The following is a 25,170-nucleotide window of genomic DNA, read 5'->3' on the forward strand; positions in this document are numbered from 1 at the left end:
GGCCTGCACGCAGAACCAAACCGCCCTCCGTCGGTCAATGTGATCACTGCCACAACCGCTTCACTGGCACTGATATATAGTTCACCCCTCAGACACCCCGACAACGAGTGCCCCATGCTTAACAAAGGATTGTTCCTGGCCTGTGCGCTGGCCCTGCTGAGCGCCTGCGATTCTTCCGACAAACCCGCAGCCCCCGCGCCCTCTGCGCCAGCGGTGACGGTGCCGGCCAAGGCCGCGGTGGATGTGGCGACGCTCAAGCAGCGTTATGCCGGCCGTGAGTTAAGCGTGGTGGACGTGTCTGAGGTGCAACTGGATGGCGCCAGCACCTTGTCGGTGAGTTTTTCGATCCCGCTGGACCCGGACCAGAAGTTCGCCGACAAGCTGCACCTGGTGGACAGCAAATCCGGCAAGGTCGATGGAGCCTGGGAGCTTTCCGACAACCTGATGGAACTGCGCCTGCGCCACCTGGAGCCCCAGCGCAAGTTGGTGCTGACCGTGGACGCCGGCCTGCGTGGGGTCAATGACGCCAAGCTCGCCGCCGAGTACGTCAGCCGCCTGGAAACCCGCGACCTGCAAGCCACCGTCGGCTTCGCCAGCCGTGGCACCCTGTTGCCCACCCGCCTGGCCGAAGGTTTGCCGGTGATCGCGCTGAATGTCGACAAGATCGACGTCGAATTCTTCCGTATCAAGCCCGAATCGCTGCCGGCGTTTCTCGCCCAGTGGGGTCGCAATACCAGCCTGCAAAGCTATGAGTCGCGCGAACTGCTGCCCATGGCCGACTTGGTGTACGGCGGCCGCTTCGACCTCAATCCTGCGCGCAACACCCGCGAAACCCTGCTGCTGCCCATCGCCGGCCTCAAGCAACTGCAACAGCCGGGCGTGTACCTGGCGGTGATGCGCGCTTCGGGCACCTACAACTATTCGCAGCCGGCCACGCTGTTCACCCTCAGTGATATCGGCCTGTCGGTGCACCGTTACGCCAACCGCCTGGATGTGTTTACCCAGGCGCTGGAAGGCGGCAAGGCGCTGGACGGTGTCGAGCTGGAAATCCTCGATGCCGAAGGCCGCGTGCTGGGCCAGGGCAAGACCGAGAAGGGCGGCCACGCCGAACTGCCGCTGCCGAAAAAGGCCCAGGTATTGCTGGCCAAACAGGGCGAGCAAACCAGCCTGTTGCGCCTCGACAGCGCGGCGCTGGACCTGGCCGAGTTCGATATCGGCGGCCAGCCTGCGCACCCGCTGCAATTCTTCGTGTTCGGCCCGCGCGACCTGTACCGCCCTGGCGAAACCGTGCTGCTTAACGCCCTGCTGCGCGACAAGGACGGCAATGCCGTCAAGCCGCAGCCCGTGAGTGTCGAAGTGCGCCGCCCGGATGAACAGGTCAGCCGCAAATTCGTATGGGACGCCGATGCCTCTGGCCTCTATCAATACTCGTTGCAGTTGGCCGGCGAAGCGCCGACCGGGCGCTGGCAACTGGTGTTCGACCTGGGTGACGGCAAGCCGCAGCTGTATGAATTCCTCGTCGAAGACTTCCTGCCCGAGCGCCTGGCCCTGGAACTCAAGGGCAGTGACACGCCGTTGAGCCCGGCGGACAACGCCGTTATCCAGGTCAATGGCCGCTACCTCTACGGCGCCCCGGCGGCGGGCAATCGCCTGAGCGGGCAAGTGTATGTGCGCCCGCTGCGCGAGGCGGTCAAAGCCCTGCCGGGCTACGAGTTTGGCTCGGTAACGGAAGAAGAACTGAGCCAGGATTTTGAACTGGACGAAAGCGTGCTCGACGCCCAGGGCCAGGAAAAACTGACCCTGGAAAGCAAGTGGAGCGAGGCCAAGTCGCCGCTGCAACTGATCGTGCAGGCCAGCCTGCAAGAATCGGGCGGGCGCCCGATCACCCGGCGCCTGGTGCAGCCGGTATGGCCGGCCGAGCAATTGCCGGGCCTGCGCGGCTTGTTCGATGGCAAGGAAACCGATGGCGATGGCCCGGCGGAATTCGAAGTGCTGCTGGCCAACCAGGACGGCCAGAAACTTGCCGTCGACAACCTCAAGGTCCGCCTGATCCGCGAGCGCCGCGACTACTACTGGAACTACTCGGACAACGACGGCTGGAGCTATCACTACAACGAGAAATTCCTCAACCTCGATGAGCAGACCGTCAACATCAAGGCCGGCGACACCGCCAAGGTCAGCTTCCAGGTGGAGTGGGGCCCGTACCGCGTCGAGGTCGAGGACCCGCAGACCGGGCTGATCAGCAGCAAGCGTTTCTGGGCTGGTTACCAGGCCCAGGACAACACCGAAGGCGGCGCCGTGCGCCCGGACCAGGTCAAGCTGGCGCTGGACAAACCGGCGTATGGCGATGGCGATACGGCCAACGTCACCGTCACCCCGCCGGCAGCCGGCAAGGGCTACCTGTTGGTGGAGTCCAGCGAAGGCCCGTTGTGGTGGCAGGAAATCGAGGTGCCGGCCGAAGGCAAGAGCTTTGCGGTGAAGCTCGACCCGAAATGGTCGCGCCATGATTTGTATGTGAGTGCGCTGGTGATCCGTCCCGGCGAGCGCAAAGCCAACATCACCCCCAAACGCGCCGTGGGCTTGCTGCACCTGCCGTTGGACCGTACCCAGCGCAAACTGGGCTTGACCCTGACCGCACCGGAAAAAATGCGCCCCAAACAGCCACTGACGGTCAAGGTCGCGGCAAAAAATGCCGATGGCAGCGTGCCGAAACAGGTGCATGTGCTGGTGGCGGCGGTGGACGTGGGCATCCTCAATATCACCGAATACCCGACCCCGGATCCGTACTCCAGCCTGTTCGGCCGCAAGGCGTATGGCGTGGACCAGTTCGATATCTATGGGCAGTTGATCGAAGCCGGCCAGGGCCGCCTGGCCAGCCTGGCCTTTGGCGGTGACGCGGCGCTGGCCAAGGGCGGCAAGCGCCCGGACACCAGCGTCACCATCGTCGCCCTGCAAAGCGCGCCGGTGACCTTGAACGAGAAAGGCGAGGGCGAAGTCAGCGTCAATATCCCCGACTTCAACGGCGAGCTGCGCCTGATGGCCCAGGCCTGGAGCGATGACCGCTACGGCATGGCCGAAGCCAAGACCGTCATTGCCGCGCCGTTGATTGCCGAGCTGTCGGCCCCGCGCTTCCTCGCGGGCGGCGACCAGACGCGCCTGGCGCTGGACCTGTCCAACCTGTCGGGCAAGGCACAGAAGCTCGATGTGCAACTGACCGCCGAAGGGCAACTGACCCTGCTGGGCGAACCATCGCAAAGCGTGCAACTGACCCAGGGCCAGCGCACCACCTTGCAGATTCCGGTGCGCGCGCTGGGCGGTTTTGGCCAGGGCAAGATCAAGGTCACGGTCAATGGCCTGGACCTGCCGGGCGAGAACCTGCCGGCGTTTACCCGCGAATGGACATTGGGTGTGCGCCCGGCTTATCCGGCGCTGCTCAAGCAATACCGCGCGGTGCTCAAGGACGACGCCTGGAGCCTGCCGGACAGCGAACTGGCCCTGTTTGAGCCGGCCGGGCGTGAGGCGCTGTTGAGCCTGTCGAGCCGCCCGCCGTTGAACCTGGGCGAGCAGATTCGTGCGCTCAAGGCCTACCCGTATGGTTGCCTGGAGCAAACCGCCAGCGGCCTGTACCCGTCGTTGTATGCCGATGCCGCCGTGCTGACGCGCCTGGGGTTGACCGGCGAGCCGGATGCCGAGCGCAAGCGCAAGATCGAACTGGGCATAGAGCGCCTGCTGGGCATGCAGCGCTACAACGGCAGCTTTGGTTTGTGGGGCGCCGATGGCGAGGAAGAATACTGGCTGACGGCGTACGTCACCGACTTCCTGCTGCGCGCCCGCGACCAGGGTTTTGCCGTACCGCCCGAGGCGCTGAAAAAGGCCAGCGAACGCCTGCTGCGCTATGTGCAGGAACGCAATCTGATTGAAGTCGACTACAGCGACAACGCCGACCACACGCGTTTTGCCGTACAAGCCTATGCCGGGCTGGTGCTGGCGCGTAGTCAGCAGGCGCCGCTGGGGGCATTGCGCAGCTTGTTCGAACGTCGCAGCGATGCTCGCTCCGGCCTGCCTTTGGTGCAGTTGGCGATTGCCCTGCAGAAGATGGGTGACCAACCGCGTGCCGACCAGGCCTTGCTGGCCGGTTTGGCGGTCAAGCGCAAAGCCAATGAATGGCTGGCCGATTACGGCAGCCCGCTGCGTGATCAGGCGATGATCCTGGCCCTGCTGGAAGAAAACGACCTGGCCAAGGGCAAGCGTGAAGAGCGCCTGTTCGAGCTGTCGGACCAGATGGCGGCCAGCCCGTGGCTGTCGACCCAGGAGCGCAACTCGCTGTTCCTGGCCGGGCGTGGCTTGCTGGGCAAGCCGGAAACCAACTGGACGGCGCAGTTGAGCAGCGGCGGCGAAACCCGCGAGCTGAACAACAGCCAGTCCGGCCTGAAGCTGGAAGGGCCGTTGCTGGCCTCACCACTGACCCTGCACAACCCGGGCAGCGAGCCGATTTACCAGCAACTGAGCATCTCCGGTTATCCACAGCACGCGCCGGCAGCGGGTGGCGAAAACCTGAGTATTCGCCGCGAGTACCTGGGGATGAATGGCCAGCCGCTGAACCTGCAAAACCTGCGCAGCGGCGACCTGGTGTTGGTGCACATTGCGGTCAGCGCCAACAAACAGCGGGTGCCGGATGCACTGGTGGTTGACCTGTTGCCGGCTGGCCTGGAGCTGGAGAACCAGAACCTGGGGCAAAGCGCCGCCAGCCTGGAAAACGCCAGCAGCCAGGTCAAGGAATGGCGCGAGTCGATGCAGAATGCGTCGATCAAGCATCAGGAATATCGCGATGATCGCTACGTGGCCGCGCTGAACCTGGACGGCTATGGCACCACGCACCTGCTGTACCTGGCCCGTGCGGTCACGCCTGGGACTTATCGCGTACCGCCGCCGCAAGTGGAGTCGATGTACCGGCCGAACTGGCAGGCAGTGGGGGAAACCCCGGCCGATATGGTGATCAAGGGCCGTTAAGCCCAACCCCTATAGGAACTGGCGGTAGCTTTATGTGGGAGCGGGCTTGCCCGCGATAGCGATCTTTCAGCCCATACATTCGGTGGCTGATACACCGTTATCGCGAGCAAGTCGCACCGCTGCTCCCACACAAGCCCGCTCCCACAGGGTCTGTATTTAATGCACAACCCAACTGAGCAGCCACAACCCCAGCATCAACCAGATAATCCCCATAATGATCGAGGCCCGCATAAATGCCCGGACTGCCGAGTACAGCAGCATCAGGCCGATGATCAGGGTGATGATGCTGATGATCGAGGTGTCCATGCCCAGGGTGCGCGACAGGCCATCGATAAAGTTGCCACCGGCATTGGTCAGGGCGCCGAACAGGCCACTGAGCCCGTCGACGATAAAGCGGATGACCGAACCGAGCGCCTGGCCCAGCCATTCGAAAAAGCTTTCTACCTGCATATGAGTTTCCTGATGAAAGGGTGGGCGTATCTGCCGGACCTGAGCCTTTGGTCGCCAATCCCTTGGGCGAGTTCCCTAGAAGCATAGAGGTTTGCCCGTTTGAATTTGCGAATAGTTGCACGCGCTACCCTGGGTAGCCTGCTGGTGGTGATAGCCCTGCTGTGGCTGGCCGACCGCCTCTGGCCCCTGCCGCTGCCCAAGGATGACCTGGCCCGCGTGGTGCTGGCCGAAGACGGCACCCCCTTGTGGCGGTTTGCCGATGCCAACGGCGTGTGGCGTTACCCGGTGGCCACCGATGAGGTCTCGCCGTATTACCTCGATGCGCTGCTGACCTACGAAGACCGTTGGTTCTACCAGCACCCCGGCGTCAACCCGCTGGCCCTGGTGCGGGCGACCTGGCAGAACCTCAGCGGTGCACGGGTGGTATCTGGCGGCAGCACCTTGTCGATGCAGGTGGCGCGCCTGCTTGATCCCCATTCACGTACCCTGCCGGGCAAGTTGCGCCAGCTGTGGCGTACGGCGCAGTTGGAGTGGCACCTGTCCAAGGACCAGATCCTCAACCTGTACCTCAATCGCGCGCCATTTGGCGGCACCTTGCAGGGCGTGGCGGCAGCCAGTTGGGCGTATCTGGGCAAATCACCGCAACAGCTGACCCACGCTGAAGCGGCGCTGCTTGCGGTTTTGCCCCAGGCACCCAGCCGTCTGCGCCCGGACCGCCACCCGCAGCGCGCCCAGGAGGCCCGGGACAAAGTGCTGCGGCGCCTGGCCGAGTTTCAGGTATGGCCGCAACCTGCGGTCGACGAAGCCCTGGAAGAACCCCTGTTGCTGGCGCCGCGCCTGGAACCCAGCCTGGCGCCGCTGCTGGCGCGGCGCTTGAACCGTCCCGACAGCCCGCCGCTGATTCGCACCACTCTCGACGCGACCCTGCAACGGCGTCTCGAAGACCTGCTGCTGGGCTGGCGTGCGCGGCTGCCGGAGCACACGTCGGCGGCGATCCTGGTGGTTGAGGAGGAAAGCATGGCGGTGCGCGCCTACCTGGGCTCGGTGGATATCAACGACGCGCGGCGCTTTGGCCATGTGGATATGATCAGCGCCCTGCGCTCGCCGGGCTCGACCCTCAAGCCCTTCCTGTATGGCATGGCTTTGGACGCGGGGCTGATTCACTCCGAATCGCTGTTGCAGGATGTGCCGCGACGCTACGGCGATTACCGGCCGGGCAACTTCTCCATGGGCTTTACCGGCGCGGTACCGGCCAGCACGGCGCTGTCCAGTTCGCTGAACCTGCCGGCGGTGCAGCTTCTGGAAGCCTACGGGCCCAAGCGCTTTGCCGGCGAAATGCGCATCGGCGGCATGCCCCTGGCGCTGCCTGCGCTAGCCGAGCCGAATCTGGCGTTGATCCTGGGCGGCGCCGGCAGCCGCCTGGAGGACCTGGTCGGCGGCTACAGCGCGTTGGCCCGCGACGGCAAGAGCGCGGCCATCCGTTTGCAGCCTGATGATGTGCTCAAGGAGCGCCCGTTGTTGTCGCCGGGTGCGGCTTGGATCGTGCGGCGCATCCTCAGTGGCCAGGCGCGGCCGGACCGTGATCCCCGGGCCGAGTTGGTACAGCGCCCGGTGTTGGCCTGGAAGACCGGCACCAGTTACGGTTTTCGCGATGCCTGGGCCATTGGGGTCGGGCCGCGCTATTTGATTGGTGTGTGGATCGGCCGCCCGGACGGCACCCCGGTGCCCGGCCAGTTCGGCCTGGCCTCGGCGGCGCCGTTGATGCTGCAAGTGCACGATGTGTTGACCAACCGCGACAGCCAGCGCGGCATTACTGCGCCCGTTAAGGCGGTGCCGATGAATGTCGGCGTGGCGGCGATCTGTTGGCCCCTGGGCCAGCCCATGAGCCGCAGCGATCCCAATTGCCGGCGCCAGCGGTTTGCCTGGACGCTGGACAACACCACGCCGCCGACCTTGCAGGCCCTGGACCAACCTTTGGGTGTCGGCTTGATGGAGACCGTGTGGGTCAATGCCAAGGGCCTGCGCGTGGCGGCCAGTTGCCCGGGCGCGGTCTCGCGGGACATAGCCCTGTGGCCGGCACCGCTGGAGCCATGGTTGCCGCGGATCGAGCGGCGTGACGCGCGCATCCCCGCGCCAGACCCGGATTGCCCACCCCCGGCCCTGGCGGTAGCGTCGCCGTTGTCGGTGGTGGGTGTACGTGAGGGGGACCAGTTGCGGTTACCGGCGGGTAGCCAGCAGCAGTTGCGCTTGAAGCTATCGGCGTTGGGCGGCAGTGGGCGGCGCTGGTGGTTCCTCAATGGTGCACCGCTGGGGGACAGCGCCAGTCAGGACAGTATCAATGCCAGCCTGGAGCAGTTGGGGCGCTATCAACTGAGTGTGCTCGATGAGGCGGGGCAGACGGCCAGGGTTGAGTTCAGCGTGGTGGATTAGGTCGCCATCGCAGGCAAGCCAGCTCCCCCATGTTGATTTGTAAACACCGCCAAATATGGGAGCTGGCTGGCCTGCGATAGCGCCCTGACAAGCGCCGTAAATTTATTTGCCATCCCCGCCTTTGAGCCCGAAGCTATACCCCTTCAGGAGCGCCCCATGAATCTCGAACACCTTACCGAACGCATGCATCGCATCCGCGATAACAACGACTGGAAACAATTCCACAGCCCGAAAAACCTGGCCATGGCCGCCAGCGTCGAGATGGCCGAGCTGGTGGAAATCTTCCAGTGGCTGAGCGAAGACCAGTCCCGCCAGTTGCCCGCCGACAAACTCGCCCACGCCGGGCAGGAAGTGGGGGACATCGTGCTCTATCTGCTGCTGTTGTGCGGCGAACTGGGCCTGGACATGAACCAGGTGGTCAGCGCCAAGCTGGCCGACAACGAACGGCGGTTTACCCATGAGTGATCGCCATTTCGACCAGTTGGCCACGCGCTTTGCCGAGAAGATCTACGGCGGTGCCAAGGGTGCGATTCGCCTGGCGGTGTTGCAGGCCGACTTGACCGAGGCCCTGCCGGACCGGCCTCTGCGCGTGCTGGATATCGGCGCAGGCCTGGGCCATATGTCGTTGTGGCTGGCCGAGCGCGGGCATCAGGTGACCTTGGCCGAGCCCGCCGAGCCGATGCTCGAAGGTGCCCGCCAGCGGTTCGCCGAGGCGGGGCAGAGCGCAACGTTCATCCAGGCACCCTGGCAGGACCTGCTGGGTCAACTGACCGAGCCCTACGACCTGGTGCTGTGCCACGCCGTGCTGGAATGGCTGGCCGAACCCCATGGGATCCTGCCGGTGCTGCACCAGTTGACGGCGCCGGGCGGCTGGTTGTCCCTGGCGTTCTATAACCGTGATGCGCTGATTTACCGCAACTTGCTCAAGGGGCACTTTCGCAAGATGCGCAAAAATGACATGGCTGGCGAGAAACAGAGCCTGACCCCGCAACAGCCCCTGGACCCGCGTGAACTGGCGGCGCAACTTGAAGGCCTGTGGCAGGTCGAAAGCCAGAGCGGGGTGCGGGTCTTCCACGACTATATGCCGGTGGAGTTCCAGGCCCGCGCCGACTTGCAGGACTTGTTGGAGATGGAGCTCGCTCACCGTCGTCACCCAAGCTTTGCCGGACTTGGGCGTTATTTGCACTGGATCTGCCGTCCGGTTTAAGCGGCCCAGTCTGCGGAGATCGAAATGAAGCGCTGTGCATTGATCCTGCTGTGCCTGGGGCTGGGTGCCTGCTCCAGCAACAATCCGTATGTCGCGGCCTCCAAGCCCATGCCACCGGCGCCTGCCCAGGCGGCCAACACCTTTGATGCCAGCGCCTACCCGGCGCCGGTGCGTGACTACGGCGCCTATCGCAATTGGGCCTGGCGCAACGGCCAGTTGCCGGCGGGCTCGGCCTGGGCAGATCCTGCACAGATCGCCGAAGCCGTCAGCGGCGCCCTCGACCAACGCGGCCTGCGGCCGGTACATGACCAGCGCGCGCCGGACTTGCTGGTCAGCGCCGATGTGCATCTGGAAAAACGCCTGCGCCAGGTGCAGGACGATTATGGCTACGGCTACGGTGGCTACAACCGCTATGGCAACGGCTATGGCATGTACAACTCGGTGCCGATCGTGCGCACCTATGAAGTGCAAGTGGTGGTGGTGCGCGTCAACCTGTTCGACGCCCGCACGGGCCAGCCGGTATGGAGCGCCAGCGCCGAAACGGGCAGCCAGGGCAGCCTGAGTGAACGCGGCGATGCGTTGCGCCAGGCTGTGCAGAAGGCCATGACGGCGTATCCTCCGAGTTAACAGCTATTCTCATCTCAGGTTCGGTTTGCCCTTTGGAGAACTACCATGTTGCGTCGTATCGCTTTGCTCGCTTTTGCCGTGCTTTTGGGCGGATGCCAGACCAGCCAGGTCAACCACGATTTTGACGCCAGTCGCGACTTTGCCGCCTACCGCAGTTGGGCCTGGAAAGACCCAGCGTTGCAGTACCGCCCCGATGATCCACGGATCAAGAGCGACCTCACCGAACAGCGCATCCGCCAGGCGGTGGCCGACCAACTCGACCAGCGCGGCTTGCGCCCGGCGGCCCCGGGGGCCAAGGCTGATGTGAACGTGCAGGCCTACCTGATCGTCGAGGATCGCCAGCAGCAAGTCACCACCAACTACGGTGGCGCCTGGGGCGGCCCGTGGAATGGCTATTGGGGTGCGCCGATGTACAACGAAACCCGCAACGTCACCTACAAGGTCGCCACCCTCCAGATCGACCTGCTCGACGGCAAGGACGGCAAGTTGGTATGGCGCGGCAGTGACGAACAGATGATGAGCAGCTCGCCCAACCCCCAGGACCGCAATGCGGCGATCCGGGCGACGGTGACCAAAGTGCTGTCCAACTACCCGCCTCGCTAAGTCGTACTCGGTCCGTGTAGGGCCGCTGCATCACGGCGATCCGGGCGCTGCGGTTTAACAGGTACACCGAGGCGATCCCATCGCAGCCTCGCCGAGGCTCGACAGCTCCCACATTCGATCTGTGTTGCCAAGACAGATTTGCAGGTGTCGCGGCTCCCCTGTGGGAGCTGTCGAGCCCCGGCGAGGCTGCGATGGGATCGACTCCGTACAACTCGATACACCGAGGTGCCGGCATCACTGCCATGCAGCGGCCGGACTAGCCAGCGTCGAGCGGTGTTTCTTTCCGTCAGTCGCCAAAGTGGCGACTTGCCAGCGTACCTTGCAAGCCTTGTCTACACTGCTGTTGACTACAGGAGAGTAAGCGCTCGGCAGTTCGCCGGCAAAGGAGTGCTCGATGTCTCCCCGACTTCGTTCTGGCCAACGTGGCGCAATCGGTCTGGTATTCGCCGGCACCCTGGCATTGGCTCTGGTATTTCTGTTGCTGGTGGTCGATAGCGGCCGCCTGTACCTGGAAAAACGCAAGCTGCAAGCCATCGCCGACACCGCCGCCCTGGAAGCCGCCAACCGTGGCGGGCAGTGTTCAGGCAGTACCACCGCCGTCGATTACGCCAAGCAGAATGCCACCCGCAATGGTTTCACCGTTGTCGCCAATGACAACAGCCGCGCGCTGGCGGTGACGTGTGGGACGTTGTTGACCAATGGCCTCAACACCCGTGTATTTACGGCGGATGCCACCAAGAATGAGGCCATCCGCGTAGTCGCGAGCCGCACCGTCACCACGGGTATCGCCAACGGGGTGTGGAAGTTGTTCAGCGGGACGTACAACGCAAGTACTACGTTGACTGCGACAGCAGTGGCGGCACTGGCGCCACCGGTGGCGCAGTTGACGATTCGCAGCTCGTTGCTGACGATCAATTCGGCTCAATCAGACATCTTGAACAAAACCATCGGTGGCTTGCTCGGCGGTAGCCTTTCCCTGACCGCCGTGGGTTGGCAGGGCTTGATCAATACCAATGTGAACCTGCTCAGTTACTTGGACCAACTGGCTATTCAAGCGAATGTGGCGGCGGGTGACTATACGACGCTGCTCAACACTGCCGTGTCGGCGACGCAACTGATCGACGCGGCGGTCAAGGTTTTGCAAGCCAATGGCTCGGCGGTAGCTGCGACCATCACCAACGTGCTTGCCATCGAGGCGATTGCGCCGAACACCAAAGTGCTCAAGCTGGGCGATCTGTTAGATGTCGCCACCGGCACGCCCACCGCAGCCTTGAACACGGATGTGCAGTTGTTCCAATTGCTACAGGGCGTGGTCCAGCTTTCCAATGGCAATAGCCTGGTGAGGGCCGATTTTCAGTTAAGCGTGCCACTGATCGCCACCTTCTCAGTCAAAACCAAAGTGATGGAGCCGCCACAGCTTTCCGCCATCGGCAACCCGGCCCTGGCCAAGGCAGGCTTGGCCACGGGAACCAATCAGATTTCTGTGCGGACTGCGCAAGTGCGCACGTTGATCTCGGTGGATGCGCCGATACTGAAGACGGTTTCTTCAGTGCTGTCGGGGCTGTCAGCCTTGACCGACCCGGTGACCAAAGTGGTGAAGGGCCTTTTGAACCTGGATCTGGCCGCTATCGTAAACGCTCTTTTGTGTACGTTGTCTTGCGAGCGCACGGATGTAGATATTGCCAGCAAGCTGGATATCTACATCGAAGCCGCCAGCGGCGAAAGCCATGTCACCGACTTCACCTGTGCAACGTCCGCCAGCAAGACGCTGACCGCCTTGGCCACGAGTTCCATGGCCACTCTGGCCGTCGGCAACATTGACCCGGCCAAGGCGTTTTCCTCGTCGACACCGGTCGATGTCCAGCCGATCCGCCTGATCGATATCGGGACCCAGCACTGCACCTTGCTGGGGGGCTGCGACCCACGCAAAGCCAACGTCGGCGGCGGTTTTTTGTTAAAGGCACAATCAACTGTGGGGCAGAGAACAGAAAGCCTGTTTTATTCACCGGTGGCAGAAATGAATACTCTGCCGACCTATAAAAGTATTTCCAGCATCAACATCATCAATAGCCTGGGCGCCACACTGAGTGGCCTTCAGGTGACCTATGCACCGCCACCCGCCCCGGCTGTGCCAAATGGTGCACTGGCAGGTGTGGCGACACTCCTGACAACAATCACCACGACACTGGTCGGGCTCGTCCAAGGGCTTTTGTCGCCGCTGCTGGACCCTATCGTCAATACGCTACTGAGCGCTCTGGGCATCAACCTTGGCAATGCCGAAGTCGGCGCCAACCTCACCTGCCACATGGGCCGCGCCTACCTTGTGATCTAACCCCCACCCACCACCGGCAACTCCACACAAAACCGCGCCCCCTGTTCACTGTTGGCGACGCTCAGGCGTCCGCCCATGTTTTCCACAATGCCGTAGCTCACCGACAACCCCAGCCCGGTGCCGACGCCAATCGGTTTGGTGGTAAAGAACGGCTCGAAAATCCGCTCCAGCAACCGCGCATCGATGCCGCCGCCGTTGTCTTCGACCCAGATGCGCACATGGCGGCTGTCGTGTTCGCTGTACAGGGCGATCCAGGGGTGGAAGTCGTGGTTTTTTTCGTGGCGTGCCATCAGTGCATCGCGGGCGTTGACCACCAGGTTGATCAGTACCTGTTCCAGTTGGTCGACATGGCCGTTGACCTGTACGCCCAAGTCCATCGGCGTGATGCGCAGGTCCACGCCTTTGCCGCGCAGGCCTTCGCCCAGCAGTGACTGGGTGCCTTCCACCGCCTGGGCCGGGTCGAAGGGTTGTTGCTCGACCTCCGAGCGGCGGCCGAACACGCGCATGTGGTCCACCACCCGGGCGGCGCGTTGGACCTGGGCGTCGATGCGCTGGAGTTTTTCCGTGAGGTAGTCGATCTGCACGTCGCCGTTGCCCAGGCGCTTGAGCACGTTGACGATGGCCATGCGCATCACATTCAGCGGCTGGTTGATCTCATGGGCCAGGCCGGTGGCCATTTCGCCGAGGGTGGCCATTTTTGCGCTTTGGGTCAGTTGCTGCTGGGAGCGACGCACTTCGGTGTTGTCGCGGCCCACGGCCTGGACTTCCTGCAACTGGCCGTGTTCGTCGAATACGCCACGGTCCGACCAGACCCACCACGCATGTTCGCGCCCCGGCAGTTGCAGGCTGATTTCAGCCGTACTGACGGGGAATTCCGGGCTCAACTGGCCGATGCGTTTTACAAAGGCGTTGCGCTGTTCTTCAGATAACCAGTGGCCCAGGTTGATCCCCGGCAACTGGGCCGGCGTGCATTCCAGGTAGTTGGCCAGGGGCGTGTTGCCGAAGGTCAGGGTCAGGTCCGGGCGGTAGCGGCAGATCATCGCCGGTGAGTCTTCGACGAGGATGCGATAGCGCTCTTCGCTGTCCTTGATCTGTTGCGCCGCCAGGGTCGCTTCGGTGACGTCCAGCCACAGGCCGACGGCCTCCACCGGCAAGCCGAGGTCGTCGCGCAGCAGCTTGGCTTCGTCCAGCAGCCAGTGGTAGTTGCCCTGGCGATCGCGCACGCGGTAGCGACTGCGCACGCTGCCTTCGCGCAGCAACTGCCGGGTGCGTTCGAAGTACAGGTCACGGTCTTCGGGGTGTACCCATTCCACGGAGGTGTCGTGGGTGCATTCGGCCAGGGTCCAGCCCAGCAGCGGCAGCAGGCTGTCGCTGAAGAACGCCGGGTGCAGCGCGCCGTTGACGTAGCGCTGCACGTAGATCACCGCCGGGGAGCTGGCGATCAGGTTGTCCAGGCGCGCATGGGCGGCGGCGGCCTGCAATTGTTGGTTCTTGATGTCGCTGATGTCGAGCATGAAGCCGATCCAGCGGCGCTGCTCGCCGGCACCCAGCACCTGGCCCTGGACGCGGTACCAGATGGGGTTCTGCTTGGCGTCGCTGCGCAGCAGGCGCACGCTGGTCAACAAGGGTTTGCCCAGGGTTTGCAGGTCTTGCAGGCGGCTGTTGAGTTCCTGGCGGTCGGCGGGGTGGATCAGTTCCAGCCAGTTGGCCAGTACCTGTTTGGTCGGTGCATCTTCCGGGCTCAGGCTGCGCATCAGCTGTGGGGCCAGCAGGATTTCTTCACCGCTTTCCAGCAATTCCCACCAGCCGGTACCGAGCAGGCCTTGCAAGGCTTCCACCCGTTCCAGTTGTTGGTGATGACGTTGCTCGCGCAGGCGGCTGAGCAAAGGGGCGGCGAGGGCGGCGGCGAGGTTCAGCCAGTCACGTTCGCTGACGTCGGGGTGGCCACTGTAGAACCCGCACAGCAACCAGGCGGCCACCCCCTGGCTATCGCGATAGGGCACCAGCAGGCCCTCGGCGCTGCCAAACACGCTGTACAGGCGCGGGTGTTCGCTGCGGCCCTGGAGGGTTTTCAGGCTCAGCGCGGTGTTGCCGTTGAGGCTGTCCAGGCAGGTACCCAGGCGTTGGCCCGGTTCCCACAACTGCGGCGCGTCGTGGGCGCTGTAGCCGCTGTAGACCAGCCAGTCCTGGTCCTGCTGGTCGAGCAGGACCATCGCCACGCACGGGATATGCCAGCGCTGGGCCAGGTTGCGCAGGTGCTCGCTGAACACTTGCGGCAGGCGTGTCAGGCTGCAGACGCGCAGCTGCTCGCTCATCTGGCTGGCCAATTGGTGGTTCTGTTCGCGCTGCTGGGCCAATTGCCGGCCGCTCAGTAGGTCGCTGATATCCAGCAGGCGCAGGATCCAGCCATCGCCGTCCGGCTCGATCCAGCCACGGGTATGCAGGATGGTATCGGCGGCACCCTGGAAATCCAGGTCCAGGCTGTGCCGCTGCCAGTCGGCGGGCGTGCCTTCGATGCTCAGGGCGCCAGGCAGGCACAGCAGGTCGCGCAACAGCGGGTGAGCCGGGGCGCCAAGGTGACGGGCCAACTGTGGGTGCAATGCCCGGCTGATATCCAGCACATGACCTTGCGGGTCCAGGCGCAGGTGCAAGCCTTGCGCCGGTGGGCTGGCGGGCGTCTCCAGGGCCTGGGCGCTGCTGCGGCCCAGCAGCCTGCCGAAGATTTTGTCACCGGAGTTCAAAATTGCAGGCTCGACTGGGCGTGCAACGTGGTCGGCAAGCGGGGCACCGTGCCAATGCCCGGCAGCACGATAAACGGCAGGACGTTCTTCAGGTTGGCCGAGGGGTAGTTGATCTCGACGGTCAACACGCCTGCGGTGTAGGTCGGATTGATATGGGCCGCCTGGAACTGGAACGTCGCGGGGATCCACTGCAATTGGCTTTGCACGGTCTGGGTCGCCCGCAGGATCAGCGCCGCATTGTAGTTGGGGGTGCTGGGGTCCAGTGCCACGCTGCGGCGCACGGCTTCGGCGGTAGCCTGGTTGAACGACTGCAGCAGCAACAGCGGCAGGCTATAGCTGACCATGGCATAGAACACGGCAAAAAAAATCACGAACACTGCCGCAAATTCGATGGCGACGGCGCCTTTTTGCTTTCTAGGGAGGCTGGTTTTCATCACTGCGACTACCCTGACTGCTACTACCTGATATCAGCATAGAATCAATCGGCAAAAAGGGACGGTTTTTACGTGATCCAAGGCCTCGTGGTAGTTGTCTGGTTGGTGTTGTGTGCAATGCAGGATATTCGCCAGCGACAGATCGCCAATCGCCTGACCCTGGGCGTGGCGTTGCTGGCGCTGCTCTATCTGCTGTGGAGCGGTAGCACCTGGCTCGGCACGTCCCGGTCTGAAGGGCTGTGGGCGTTGATCCTGGCGCTGCTGTTGACGCTGCCCGGCTACGCCCTCGGGCGCCTGGGGGCCGCGGATGTGAAGATGCTCGCGGCGTTGGCGCTGGCGTCGAATTCGACCTACCTGTTGTGGTCGCTGATCGGGGCCGGCGCGGCCAATGTCGCCTGGCTGGTCTATGGGCCTCGGCTGTTACCGCTTGCCAGTCAAGGCGTTAGAGCGCGCCTGGGTTACCTGGTGGTGGATCCGTCAAAAAAACTGCCCTTTGCACCGTTTCTTTTAGTGGGTTTTACCTTGGCCTGGCCGTGGCTCCATTAGTCGCGGGCGCTCTATATCGCTATGTACATAGTCGCAAAGTACGTCTACGTTTATTTGTACCGGTAATTAGGAAAGTTCCTCGGAACGGATAGGTCAATCTTTGGCTTGCCAGGCATGGAGTAGCGCGTGAACAAGCTTACATCTGCAGTAAAAGTGCTCGTGGTCGACGATCAACCGCTGATTGTGGAGGAGCTTTGCGAATTTCTTGAAAGCAGCGGTTATCGCTGTGTCCCGTGTGGCTCCAGCCAGCAGGCCGTGCAACGCTTCAGTGAAGACCCGCAGATCGGCCTGGTGCTGTGTGACCTGCATATGCCGGACATGGACGGCATTGAGTTGGTGCAGGCCCTGCAGAAAATTGCCGGCAAGCAGCGTGCCTTCGAAGCCATCATGCTCACTGGCCGGGCGGACAAGCAGGACGTGATCAAGGCCTTGCGCGTGGGCATCTCCGATTACTACCAAAAGCCCATCAACCTCAATGAGTTGCTCGAAGGCTTGCAGCGCCAGGAGGCCGCCCTGGAAGAGCGCCACAAGAATCTGCACCTGGGGAACTTGAATCAGAAGCTGCAATATCTTTCCGAGTCCATCGATGACTTGTACCAGGACCTGGACAAGGTCCGTCGCGGCCCGGCGCCGCAAGCCGAGGGCGAAGGGTCAAGCGAGGAGGCCGAGCGCCTGGAGGTGCCGGCGATCTTCAATCAGTTGTCGCCCCGGCAACTGGACGTCGCGCGGCTGGTGGGCAAGGGCCAGACCAACTACCAGATTGCCTGCGAGCTGGGTATTACCGAGAACACGGTCAAGTTGTACGTGTCCCAGGTGTTGCGCTTGACCCATATGCACAACCGCACCCAACTGGCGTTGGCGCTGTCACCGAGCAACTCGGCATTGCGCCAGCGGGTGACGGCGCACTGAAGCTTTGCGTACAGCCCTGTAGGAGCGGGCTTGCCCGCGATAGCATCGGATCAGCCAGGGCATGTATCGGCTGACACACCGCCATCGCGGGCAAGCCCGCTCCCACATTTCTCCAGTGGCTGTGGTTTATTTGCTACTGCCCGAGCCCCCGCTTGCGTTGTCTTCGTCGAACTTTTCGGGGATCGCGAATTTCTTGCTCTCCAGCAAACGCTGTATCGCCAGTTCACGTTCGGCGGGCGTTGCCCTCTGTACCGTGGGTGAGGCGGCTTGCCCGTCGACTTGCAGCCTCAGCCAGTTCTCCGTTTCCTGCTGGGCCTTGGACGAGGGCCCAGGCTCGATGGCCAGTACCGTCAGGGGCAGGGCCAGCAGCGTCAGGCTGGCGAGGTAGGGGAATTTCATCATCGGCTCCTTCAAGCGCTTACTTGATTAGTGCGGGCGGTGCATCGCTGGCCGCTGCGACCTGGTCCTTGGCCTTGGCAGCCGGCGTGCCGGCGGCCTTGAGTTTCTCGGCCCGGGCCTGGGCCTCGGTGACCTGCTCGGGGCTCAGGCCCACTTGGCTGGCCAGTTGTGCGGCCTGGCCCCAGTTGTCTTGGTAGATCAGCAGGGTCACCAGGTTGACCGCCGCCAGTTGATCGCTTTGCTTGAGCTCCATGGCCGTCATGAACTCAAAGCGCGCCTCTTCCAGGCGCCGTTGGTTGAGGTAGACCACCCCCAGGTCGTTGCGGATTTTTTCATCGGTGGGCGCCAGTTGCGCCGCCCGTTGCATATGGGCCAAGGCTTGGGCGTTGTCGCCCTGGGCCGCCGCCAGTTGACCCAGGCCGTGTTCCCCTTCGGCCGCCATGCAGGTGCCCAGCAGACTGCGGTACAGCGGTTGCGCTTCACTGCGCCCGAGCAGGCGGTAGACCTTGGCCTTGCGCTGGCGCACTTGCGGCAAAGACTCCGGCAGGCTTTGCAGGTTGGCCAGGCTGGCGTGCATCTTTCCTTCATTGGCCATGTCGTCGGCCAGGTTCAGCGACAGCTCCTGCTCGGCGCTGGGCTTGGCACAACTGCCCGGGGTCATCAGCGCCGACCACGGCGTCTGGCCGTTACTGGCACAGCCGCCGAGCATCAGCAGGCCCAGGCCTGCAATCAGTGCTTTCATCGAGCGCTCCTCAAAAACTGCTCAGGGCCCGGGAGATCGCAATAAATGCCGGCCCCCCCAGCACAATCAATAAAGCGGGAAACAGGAAGACCATCATCACCACCGACATCTTGGCCGACATCTTCGAGATGAATTCCTGCAAGCGGGTCAAGCGGCGGTCATCGAGCAGTTGCTTGAGGGCCAGCAGCGACTTCATGGCGCCGCCGCCCTGCTGGATCAGTTGTTGGATAATGATGCAGGTGTCGGTGAATTCGTCCACGGCCAGCAGCCGGGCAGTTTTGCCCAGTTCCTCGCTCAGTTCCAGGCCGGAGTCGACCCGTGCCAGGATCAGCCGCAGCTCCTGGGTCAGCGCGGGCAGCAGGCGCTGAGCTTCAACGCTCAATACCCGCAGCGACTGTTCAACCGCCATGCCCGACTCGAACAGAATGCGCAGCAGCGGGATGAAGGTCGACACCTCACGGGAGATTTGCTGCTGGCGGGCCTTGGCCGCGCTGGCGAGGATGCGCTTGGGTATCAGGTAGCCCACGCCCAGGCCGAGCAGGGGCGCGATCCACGGGGAGTCGGCGCCGGGAAAGATCAGTTCCTCACCCACCAGGATCAGCCCGGCCAGCACCAGCGGCACGCCAATCTGGCAGGCGGCGAAGATCGAGCGCTGATTGGCTTTGCGCCAGCCCACGCGGTTGAGCAGGATCTGCGTTTCGTTATCCATGCTCACCGAGCGCTGGGCCAGTTGGCTGCTGCCAAACTGGCTGAGCAGGGTGCCGAGCCGGTCGCGGCGCACCAGTTGGCCTTGCAGGCGCTGGTTGACCAGGCGCTCGCGGCGACGCTGGGCCAGCAACTGGCCGGCGATCAGCGTGAGCGCAGCCAAAAACAACAAGGCACTGATCAGCAGGACCATCTCAAATACTCCGCAACATGCGCCACATCGTCAGGCAGCCCAGCACCTGCATGGTCAGCGCAGCCAGCAGCATGTAGCGGCCGCTGTCGTCGTTCCACATGGTCAGCAGGTAGCCTGGGTTGATCAGCATGAAATAGCCCACCATGGCGATCGGCATGCCCGCCAGGACAAAAGCGGTAACGCGCGTCTCGCCGGTCATGGCGCGCAATTGCCGCGCGCCCTGTTCCCGTTCGCGGATCACCTTGATCAGGTTCTCCAGCAAGTCACTGGCATTGCCGCCGTAGCGGTGGTTGACCTTGAGGCCCAGGGCAAGCATGCGGAACTCGTCTTGCTCGTAGAACTCGGCAAAATCACTGGCGGCCTCGGGCAGGCTGACCCCCAGTTGCACATTGCGCTGGATACGCCCCATGGCGGGCTTCAAGGGCTCCTCGGTGCTGTCGATCGCACCCAGTAAGGCGTCGGCCAGGGTACGTCCGGACTTCAGGCTGCGCACGGTATGGTCGAGCACTTGCGGCAGTTGTTCGATCATCCGCTTCACCCGCCGCCGATAGCGCCAGGCGATGTACAGCCGCAGCAGCAGCGGCGGCAGCAACACCATGCAGAGCAGGCCGACCCAGCTCCACACCAGGAACCCCAGGACTGCGCCCAACACCCAGCAGGTCACCCACAGGCCCAGGCTGTCGGTGGGTTTGCCCAGGCCCGCGCGCTGGAACATGCGCTCCAGGCCGACCCAACGCCCGCGCTCTTCGGCCAGCAGCGGTTGGCCTTCGGCGAGCCGTTCCAGGACGCGGTCGGTTTCTGCCTGGCGCAGCCCACTGAGGAACAGGTGCAGCGACACGCCAATCAGGATCACGCAACTGAACATCAGGATGGCGCCGGTCATGGTGACGCTCCTATAGCGGCAGGGCGGATTCGCGGCGCAGTTTGTCACCCGCCGGGTTGACGGCCTCGCGCAGGAAGCCGAAGCCGGTGCGCCGGTCATGGCGGAACAGGGTGTTGGTGACATACACGTCATCGCGCACCCCCACCACTTCCACCACTTCACTGACGCAGCGCCGGCCGTCTGGCAGGCGGGTCAGCTGGATCACCACATCCAGCGCCGCGCAGATCATCTGGCGCAGGGTTTTCTCCGCGACCACCCGCCCGGTCAGGCCCACCAGGGTTTCCAGGCGCAACAGGGCGTCCTGGGCGTTGTTGGCGTGCACGGTGCTCATGGAGCCGTCGTGGCCGGTGTTCATTGCGGTCATCACATCCAGCACTTCCACACCACGGATCTCACCGAGGATGATGCGGTCCGGGCGCATCCGCAGGGCGTTGCGGATCAGGTCGCTGGCCTTCACCTCACCGTGCCCCTCGGCATTGGGCGGACGGGTTTCCAGGCGCACCACGTGGGGGTGGCCCAGTTGCAGTTCGGCGACGTCTTCGATGGTCACCAGGCGTTCGTGGGGGTTGATCAACTGGCTGAGAATATTGAGCAAGGTGGTCTTGCCGGTGCCGGTGCCGCCGCTGATCAGGATATTGCAGCGCTTGCCCACCGCCTCCTGGAAAAACTCGAAAATCGACTGGTCGATGGTCTGCATCGCTACCAGGTCGCTGCTCTTGAGCATGTCCTTGCGAAACTTACGAATCGACAGGCACGGACCGTCCAGGGCAATCGGCGGGATGATCGCGTTGACCCGGCTGCCATCGGGCAACCGGGCGTCGACCATCGGCGAAGATTCATCCAGGCGCCGACCCAATGGCGCGAGGATGCGTTGCATGACCCGCTCCACATGGTGGGCGTCGATAAAACGCAGGTCACTCTGGTGCAACAGGCCGTCCCGTTCGACAAACACCCGGTGTGGGCCGTTGACCAGAATCTCGGTCACTGACGGGTCGCGCAACAGCACTTCCAGCGGGCCGAAACCGGTCAGTTCATCGACGATTTCCTCGGCCAGGCGCTCCATCTCATAACGGGAAATCGCCAGGTGCATGCGCGTGATGTATTCGGACACCTTGTCGATGACAAATTGCGCCAGGGATTGGCGCGAGCCTTCCAGCAGGTTTTTCCCCGACTCTTCGATGGCATCGATGATGTAGCGGTGCAGCACCAGTTTCAGGCCGTCGTGATCCACGGCGCTGCCTAGCCCACGGGCAGGCGCGCCGAAGAGCTTTTCGCCGTTCATTTGATGGTCCCCCGCAGCCGCTCAAACCAGCGGGTGGAAGGTTTTTCAAGACCTTCGGAGCGCTTGGCCAGGCGTTCGCCCAAGACCTTCAGGTTTTGCGTCAGGGTCTCCCTGGGCGCCAGGCTGAACAAGGTTTGCCCCTGGTTCTTGGCGTTCAGGCGCACTTCCGGGCTCAATGGCAGCACGGCGATGACTTCCAGGCCGAAGCTCTTTTCCAGGGCCTCGCTGTCCGGTGCGGCGCCCTTGAGATAGCGGTCGATCAGCAGCCGTGCATGGTCCAGCTTCATACCCTTTTCCCGCCACTGATTGAGTACCGCCAGGTTGCGTCGGCAGTCGAGGACATTCTGGTCGGTGCACCACAAGAGCTTGTCGCAGTGGCTGACAAAAGTGCGCAGGGCTTCGCTGTCGCGCTGGCCGGTGAGGTTTACCACGATGTGCTGGAAGTGTTGGCGCAGGGCACTGAGCAGCATGTACAGCTCGGCGGCGCTGGTCAGTTCCAGGGGGTCGTCGCTTTCGGTGTAGGCGAGGATGCGCAGGCCACCTTCGGTGGCGGTAAAGGCGCTGTTGATCAGCGTGGTGTCCAGGCGGCGCAGGTGGCGCAGGGCGTCGCCAAAGTTGAACGAGCTTTCCAGGCCCAGCAACGCCAGGCTGTCGCCACGGGGCAGGCCCAGGTCCAGCAGCAGGGTCTGTTGACCGCTCTTTTGCACCACCATCGCCAGGTGGCTGGCGAGCAGGGCGCCGTCGGCATTGCCCTGGGTGCCATACAGCACCGTCAGGCCGCCCAGGTGCGCATTGTGGGCGACTGGCGGCAGGCGTTTGCTCAGGCGCCGCACCAGGCCGGCGACTTCGCTGGAGCGTGAACCATAGGCGACAAAATCCCGCGCCCCGGCACGCATCGCGTTGAGTACCAATTGATTGTCCATGCCGTCGCCCAGGGCGACGATGGCCAGCATCGGCTTGGCTTCCAGGGCTCCCTCGATCAAGGCGCTCTGGGCCACTACATGTTCGCGGTCCAGGCCGACGAACACCAGGTTGGCGAAGGTCACGTCCACCAGGGCCAGCAGTTCGTCGAGGCTGCCACCACCGGCACTGACCACTTGGCCCAGGGGTGCCAGGGCGCCTTGCAGCCATTCCAGGTCGGTGGTGTTGCGGGTGATTGCCAGGAACGTCTGGCTCAGGCTATCGCTCATTGGGAAAGTCCTGTGCGTCGGTCGAAGTTGCCGTTTTCCAGGAAGTACAGGCGATACCAGTTGGGATCGTAGTTGCGCAGTTTTTCCCCGGGCAGGGACGGCAGGCGCGCGTTGGCGGCCAGGGGTTGGACCAGGTGCGGGGTAACGATCATCAGCAACTCTTTTTCCTCGCGGCTGACGTTGCTGTCACGGAAAAACGCACCAAGGATCGGTATATCGCCCAGGCCTGGAAACTTGCTGATGGTGGAGCGGTTGTTATTGCTGATCAGGCCGCTGATCACAAAGCTTTCGCCATCGGCCAGGGACACCGTGGTGTCGGTACGCCGCACCGTCAGGGCCGGTACCTGGATGCCTTCTACCTGCAAGGCGTTGGCGTAATCCAGCTCGCTGACTTCCGGTGCGACCTTGAGGGAAATCCGCGTGCGGTCGATCACGGTGGGGGTCAGGGTCAGGCGGATACCGAACTCTTTGTACTCGATGGAGATGGTGTCGCTGCCGGCACTGGGCACTGGGATCGGCACTTCGCCACCGGCAAGGAAGGTCGCACTGTGCCCGCTCATGGCAACCAGGCTCGGCCGCGCCAGCGTGTAGGCAAAACCGCTGCGTTCCAGGGCATTGATCAGCGCCGAAAAGCGCCCGCCGCCGATGCCGATGTTAAAACTCTCGTTATCCAGCGGCAGGCTCATCCCGGCTGTGCGCGGGCTGCCGAACAGGAAGTTGCGGGTGCCGCCGAAAATCGACGTGCTGGCCTCCTTGAGCTTGGTGCGGCTGACTTCGACAAAGCGGATATCGGTCTGCACCTGGCTCGGCAGGGATGGGTCGTCGGACGGCGCCAGGGCCTGGCTGGTCAGGCTTGAGCTGGCCTTGCCCTTGACGAACACCATGCTTTGGCGCGGCGCACTGGAGCAGTGGGTCCAGACCATCAGGCTGGTAGCGCCCGAGGCAACGCCGGTGAGCAGGAAGGCGCGGTCACCGTTGAGGTGTACATCGGCGATTTTCGGGTCGCCGATGGCCAGCCGGGTGATCGCTACAGGCGATTGCAGGGTCTGTTGCAGGCCTTCGCCGACCTCGACCACGGCAGGCAGGGCGCCCAGGCCGCTGCAACTGTCGGTAGCCGCGAACGCCAGGCTTACAGGCAGACTGGACAGCATCAGTGCCCAGGCCATTTGCGTGAACGCAGGTGCAAATCGATGGCGCATTCAAGGCATCCTTGCTCAGGGATTTTGTTGGATCGCTTGGTTACCGCGTATGACCTCGATGCCGGAGCGCCGGGGTTCGTTGGTGGCTCCAGCCTGTGCGACTCTTTTCGGCGCACCGAGCATGGCCAGTTGAGTGAACTGGTACAGCTCGCGATTGGCGCTTTGCAGTTTGGCGAAGGCCTCGTTGTCCCCGGCCCAGTACTGGCTCAGCAATTGTTCATCGGCACTGCGTACCGCCAGGCGCAAGGCGCCGACGCTGGTGGCCAGCATCAAGCGGCTCATCAACTGTTCCGGCACTGCCAGCACTACGGTTCGCGGTGGGCTTGCCTGGCGTTGTGCCTGGCGGGCTTTTTCTTCATCGGTGGTGGGCGGCGCAACGGCGGGCTTGCCATCGTTGGTCGGGCCGAGGGTATCGCCGACACTGAGCAGGCGCAGGGCCGGCACGATGATCTGTGACGTGGGCTCGGGGTTGGTGCCTTCCGGGCGCAGGAACAGCAGCACATCCACAAAATCCCCGGGGCTCAACTGGCCAGCTGCACCGATGACTTCATCGACGGCCACCGCCAGGGCGCGTTCGTCAGGGCGGATCATGCGGGCTAGCGGGCCTCCGGCATTGAAGCTGGAATCATCCAGCCAGGTGCCGGCACGCAGGGCTCTCAAGGGCGTGCGGCCGATGGCCTGGTCGAGGCTGGTCAAGCTGCCGGCCGGGGCGGTGCGCAGTTTTTCCAGGGTCAGGTCGGCGGCGGTCAGGGCGATATAGGGCGGCACGTCATGGGCCAGGACCACCACGGGTTGGCGGGTCTGGTCTTCGACGGCGGCGACGGTTTTTTCCACAGAAACGCCAGATGGCGCGGGCGTGGCTGCCGGCTCAGGCGGACGACTCAGTACCAGTCCCCAATAGCCTGCAAACAGCGCACCGATTAATAACAACCCGGCCAGGATCATGCTGACACGACTGTTCATGAAGGCTCTCCCTTTCCTGTTGCACCACGCGCCCGTTTTTCCCAACGAGTTGATTTCGCAACCAGGCAGCTATGAACATCTAACGATTTCGCTATTTGACGGTAGCCGAGCTAGGACAAAATGCCATTAGCGTCCGCGATTTATTTTGGAACCCTCGCGCAGCTCCTTAAAACACGGGTTCATGACGCCAAGGTTGTGACTACTACTTTGTGATTAATCCGTTCTTACAGTTGTTGATGTGGGGTTTGTTGACAATGCTCTAGTGGCACGCAGCAATCACCGTGCAGCACCGCGATCTGCGCAAGCAAGCGCAAAGGAGAAGTCA

General features: G+C 63.2%; 20 protein-coding genes. 9 read left to right on the top strand and 11 right to left on the bottom strand.

The annotated features are described in order from the left end of the window. Positions 1–114 precede the first annotated feature (114 nt). Entirely contained in the window at positions 115–5,010 is a 4,896-nt protein-coding gene (locus HBO19_RS26790; RefSeq protein ID WP_170058639.1) for an alpha-2-macroglobulin, read from the top strand. A gap of 156 nt (positions 5,011–5,166) precedes the next feature. Here the strand turns inward: HBO19_RS26790 and HBO19_RS26795 are convergent, their stop codons facing one another. Next, a complete protein-coding gene (locus HBO19_RS26795) occupies positions 5,167–5,460 on the bottom strand; it encodes a hypothetical protein (protein WP_057437585.1) in 294 nt (97 codons plus the stop codon). Between the two features lie 99 nt (positions 5,461–5,559). Between HBO19_RS26795 and pbpC the strand changes: the two genes are divergently transcribed. The 6 genes from pbpC to HBO19_RS26825 all read left to right on the top strand — a co-directional run bounded on the left by pbpC (position 5,560) and on the right by HBO19_RS26825 (position 12,659). After that, on the top strand, positions 5,560–7,890 hold the full coding sequence (pbpC, locus tag HBO19_RS26800) for a peptidoglycan glycosyltransferase PbpC (protein WP_170058640.1): 2,331 nt from the start codon (positions 5,560–5,562) through the stop codon (positions 7,888–7,890). A 156-nt stretch (positions 7,891–8,046) separates the two neighbouring features. Beyond that, positions 8,047–8,355: a MazG-like family protein gene (locus HBO19_RS26805; RefSeq protein ID WP_133713881.1), complete on the top strand. Its 309-nt coding sequence runs from the start codon at positions 8,047–8,049 to the stop codon at positions 8,353–8,355. Then, positions 8,348–9,097 (top strand): methyltransferase, encoded by a 750-nt coding sequence (locus HBO19_RS26810; RefSeq protein ID WP_170058641.1) that lies wholly within the window; start codon positions 8,348–8,350, stop codon positions 9,095–9,097. Before HBO19_RS26805 ends, HBO19_RS26810 begins: the two co-directional genes overlap by 8 nt. Positions 9,098–9,121: 24 nt before the next feature. Continuing rightward, positions 9,122–9,724 carry a DUF4136 domain-containing protein gene (locus tag HBO19_RS26815; protein ID WP_029297619.1) on the top strand — a complete coding sequence of 201 codons (603 nt, stop codon included), beginning with the start codon at positions 9,122–9,124 and terminating at the stop codon, positions 9,722–9,724. Positions 9,725–9,769: 45 nt separating this feature from the next. Continuing rightward, positions 9,770–10,327, top strand: a complete 558-nt coding sequence (locus tag HBO19_RS26820; RefSeq protein ID WP_170042537.1) for a DUF4136 domain-containing protein — start codon at positions 9,770–9,772, stop codon at positions 10,325–10,327. Positions 10,328–10,721: 394 nt separating this feature from the next. After that, on the top strand, positions 10,722–12,659 hold the full coding sequence (locus tag HBO19_RS26825) for a pilus assembly protein TadG-related protein (protein ID WP_170058642.1): 1,938 nt from the start codon (positions 10,722–10,724) through the stop codon (positions 12,657–12,659). On the opposite strand, the gene HBO19_RS26830 is transcribed toward HBO19_RS26825, so the two are convergent. Continuing rightward, entirely contained in the window at positions 12,656–15,400 is a 2,745-nt protein-coding gene (locus HBO19_RS26830; protein ID WP_170058643.1) for an ATP-binding protein, read from the bottom strand. The genes HBO19_RS26825 and HBO19_RS26830 overlap by 4 nt on opposite strands. Then, positions 15,397–15,834: a TadE/TadG family type IV pilus assembly protein gene (locus tag HBO19_RS26835; RefSeq protein ID WP_169952020.1), complete on the bottom strand. Its 438-nt coding sequence runs from the start codon at positions 15,832–15,834 to the stop codon at positions 15,397–15,399. The genes HBO19_RS26830 and HBO19_RS26835 overlap by 4 nt, the downstream gene beginning before the upstream one ends. Before the next feature lie 72 nt (positions 15,835–15,906). Between HBO19_RS26835 and HBO19_RS26840 the strand changes: the two genes are divergently transcribed. Beyond that, entirely contained in the window at positions 15,907–16,380 is a 474-nt protein-coding gene (locus HBO19_RS26840) for a prepilin peptidase (protein WP_169952018.1), read from the top strand. A gap of 126 nt (positions 16,381–16,506) precedes the next feature. Further along, positions 16,507–17,289, top strand: a complete 783-nt coding sequence (locus HBO19_RS26845) for a response regulator transcription factor (protein ID WP_170058644.1) — start codon at positions 16,507–16,509, stop codon at positions 17,287–17,289. A gap of 126 nt (positions 17,290–17,415) precedes the next feature. Here the strand turns inward: HBO19_RS26845 and HBO19_RS26850 are convergent, their stop codons facing one another. From HBO19_RS26850 to cpaB, 8 genes are read right to left on the bottom strand one after another with little or no spacing between them, the layout of a single operon-like run. Further along, positions 17,416–17,688 (bottom strand): DUF3613 domain-containing protein, encoded by a 273-nt coding sequence (locus HBO19_RS26850; protein ID WP_169952014.1) that lies wholly within the window; start codon positions 17,686–17,688, stop codon positions 17,416–17,418. A gap of 19 nt (positions 17,689–17,707) precedes the next feature. Further along, positions 17,708–18,430, bottom strand: a complete 723-nt coding sequence (locus tag HBO19_RS26855) for a tetratricopeptide repeat protein (RefSeq protein WP_169952012.1) — start codon at positions 18,428–18,430, stop codon at positions 17,708–17,710. Positions 18,431–18,440: 10 nt separating this feature from the next. Continuing rightward, complete coding sequence (locus HBO19_RS26860; RefSeq protein ID WP_170058645.1) at positions 18,441–19,328, bottom strand: type II secretion system F family protein; 888 nt, start codon at positions 19,326–19,328, stop codon at positions 18,441–18,443. A gap of 1 nt (position 19,329) precedes the next feature. Further along, positions 19,330–20,211: a type II secretion system F family protein gene (locus tag HBO19_RS26865; protein ID WP_170058646.1), complete on the bottom strand. Its 882-nt coding sequence runs from the start codon at positions 20,209–20,211 to the stop codon at positions 19,330–19,332. A 10-nt stretch (positions 20,212–20,221) separates the two neighbouring features. Next, positions 20,222–21,493 carry a CpaF family protein gene (locus tag HBO19_RS26870; RefSeq protein WP_169952006.1) on the bottom strand — a complete coding sequence of 424 codons (1,272 nt, stop codon included), beginning with the start codon at positions 21,491–21,493 and terminating at the stop codon, positions 20,222–20,224. Beyond that, a complete protein-coding gene (locus tag HBO19_RS26875) occupies positions 21,490–22,683 on the bottom strand; it encodes a pilus assembly protein (protein WP_169952004.1) in 1,194 nt (397 codons plus the stop codon). Before HBO19_RS26875 ends, HBO19_RS26870 begins: the two co-directional genes overlap by 4 nt. Next, positions 22,680–23,882, bottom strand: coding sequence for a type II and III secretion system protein family protein (locus HBO19_RS26880; protein ID WP_169952002.1), 1,203 nt, complete (start codon positions 23,880–23,882; stop codon positions 22,680–22,682). Before HBO19_RS26880 ends, HBO19_RS26875 begins: the two co-directional genes overlap by 4 nt. A gap of 15 nt (positions 23,883–23,897) precedes the next feature. Then, entirely contained in the window at positions 23,898–24,845 is a 948-nt protein-coding gene (gene cpaB / locus HBO19_RS26885; RefSeq protein WP_170042544.1) for a Flp pilus assembly protein CpaB, read from the bottom strand. Between the last annotated feature and the right edge of the window lie 325 nt (positions 24,846–25,170).

Source organism: Pseudomonas sp. WS 5021 (assembly GCF_012985535.1).
In the GTDB taxonomy this organism is placed as follows: domain Bacteria; phylum Pseudomonadota; class Gammaproteobacteria; order Pseudomonadales; family Pseudomonadaceae; genus Aquipseudomonas.

Coding starts and splice junctions, on each gene's coding strand:
- HBO19_RS26790 (WP_170058639.1), top strand. CDS start 115: ATGCTTAACAAAGGATTGTTCCTGGCCTGTGCGCTGGCCCTGCTGAGC.
- HBO19_RS26875 (WP_169952004.1), bottom strand. CDS start 22,683: ATGAGCGATAGCCTGAGCCAGACGTTCCTGGCAATCACCCGCAACACC.
- HBO19_RS26870 (WP_169952006.1), bottom strand. CDS start 21,493: ATGAACGGCGAAAAGCTCTTCGGCGCGCCTGCCCGTGGGCTAGGCAGC.
- HBO19_RS26855 (WP_169952012.1), bottom strand. CDS start 18,430: ATGAAAGCACTGATTGCAGGCCTGGGCCTGCTGATGCTCGGCGGCTGT.
- cpaB (WP_170042544.1), bottom strand. CDS start 24,845: ATGAACAGTCGTGTCAGCATGATCCTGGCCGGGTTGTTATTAATCGGT.
- HBO19_RS26865 (WP_170058646.1), bottom strand. CDS start 20,211: ATGACCGGCGCCATCCTGATGTTCAGTTGCGTGATCCTGATTGGCGTG.
- HBO19_RS26805 (WP_133713881.1), top strand. CDS start 8,047: ATGAATCTCGAACACCTTACCGAACGCATGCATCGCATCCGCGATAAC.
- HBO19_RS26815 (WP_029297619.1), top strand. CDS start 9,122: ATGAAGCGCTGTGCATTGATCCTGCTGTGCCTGGGGCTGGGTGCCTGC.
- HBO19_RS26860 (WP_170058645.1), bottom strand. CDS start 19,328: ATGGTCCTGCTGATCAGTGCCTTGTTGTTTTTGGCTGCGCTCACGCTG.
- HBO19_RS26820 (WP_170042537.1), top strand. CDS start 9,770: ATGTTGCGTCGTATCGCTTTGCTCGCTTTTGCCGTGCTTTTGGGCGGA.
- HBO19_RS26795 (WP_057437585.1), bottom strand. CDS start 5,460: ATGCAGGTAGAAAGCTTTTTCGAATGGCTGGGCCAGGCGCTCGGTTCG.
- HBO19_RS26880 (WP_169952002.1), bottom strand. CDS start 23,882: ATGCGCCATCGATTTGCACCTGCGTTCACGCAAATGGCCTGGGCACTG.
- HBO19_RS26810 (WP_170058641.1), top strand. CDS start 8,348: ATGAGTGATCGCCATTTCGACCAGTTGGCCACGCGCTTTGCCGAGAAG.
- HBO19_RS26850 (WP_169952014.1), bottom strand. CDS start 17,688: ATGAAATTCCCCTACCTCGCCAGCCTGACGCTGCTGGCCCTGCCCCTG.
- HBO19_RS26835 (WP_169952020.1), bottom strand. CDS start 15,834: ATGAAAACCAGCCTCCCTAGAAAGCAAAAAGGCGCCGTCGCCATCGAA.
- HBO19_RS26825 (WP_170058642.1), top strand. CDS start 10,722: ATGTCTCCCCGACTTCGTTCTGGCCAACGTGGCGCAATCGGTCTGGTA.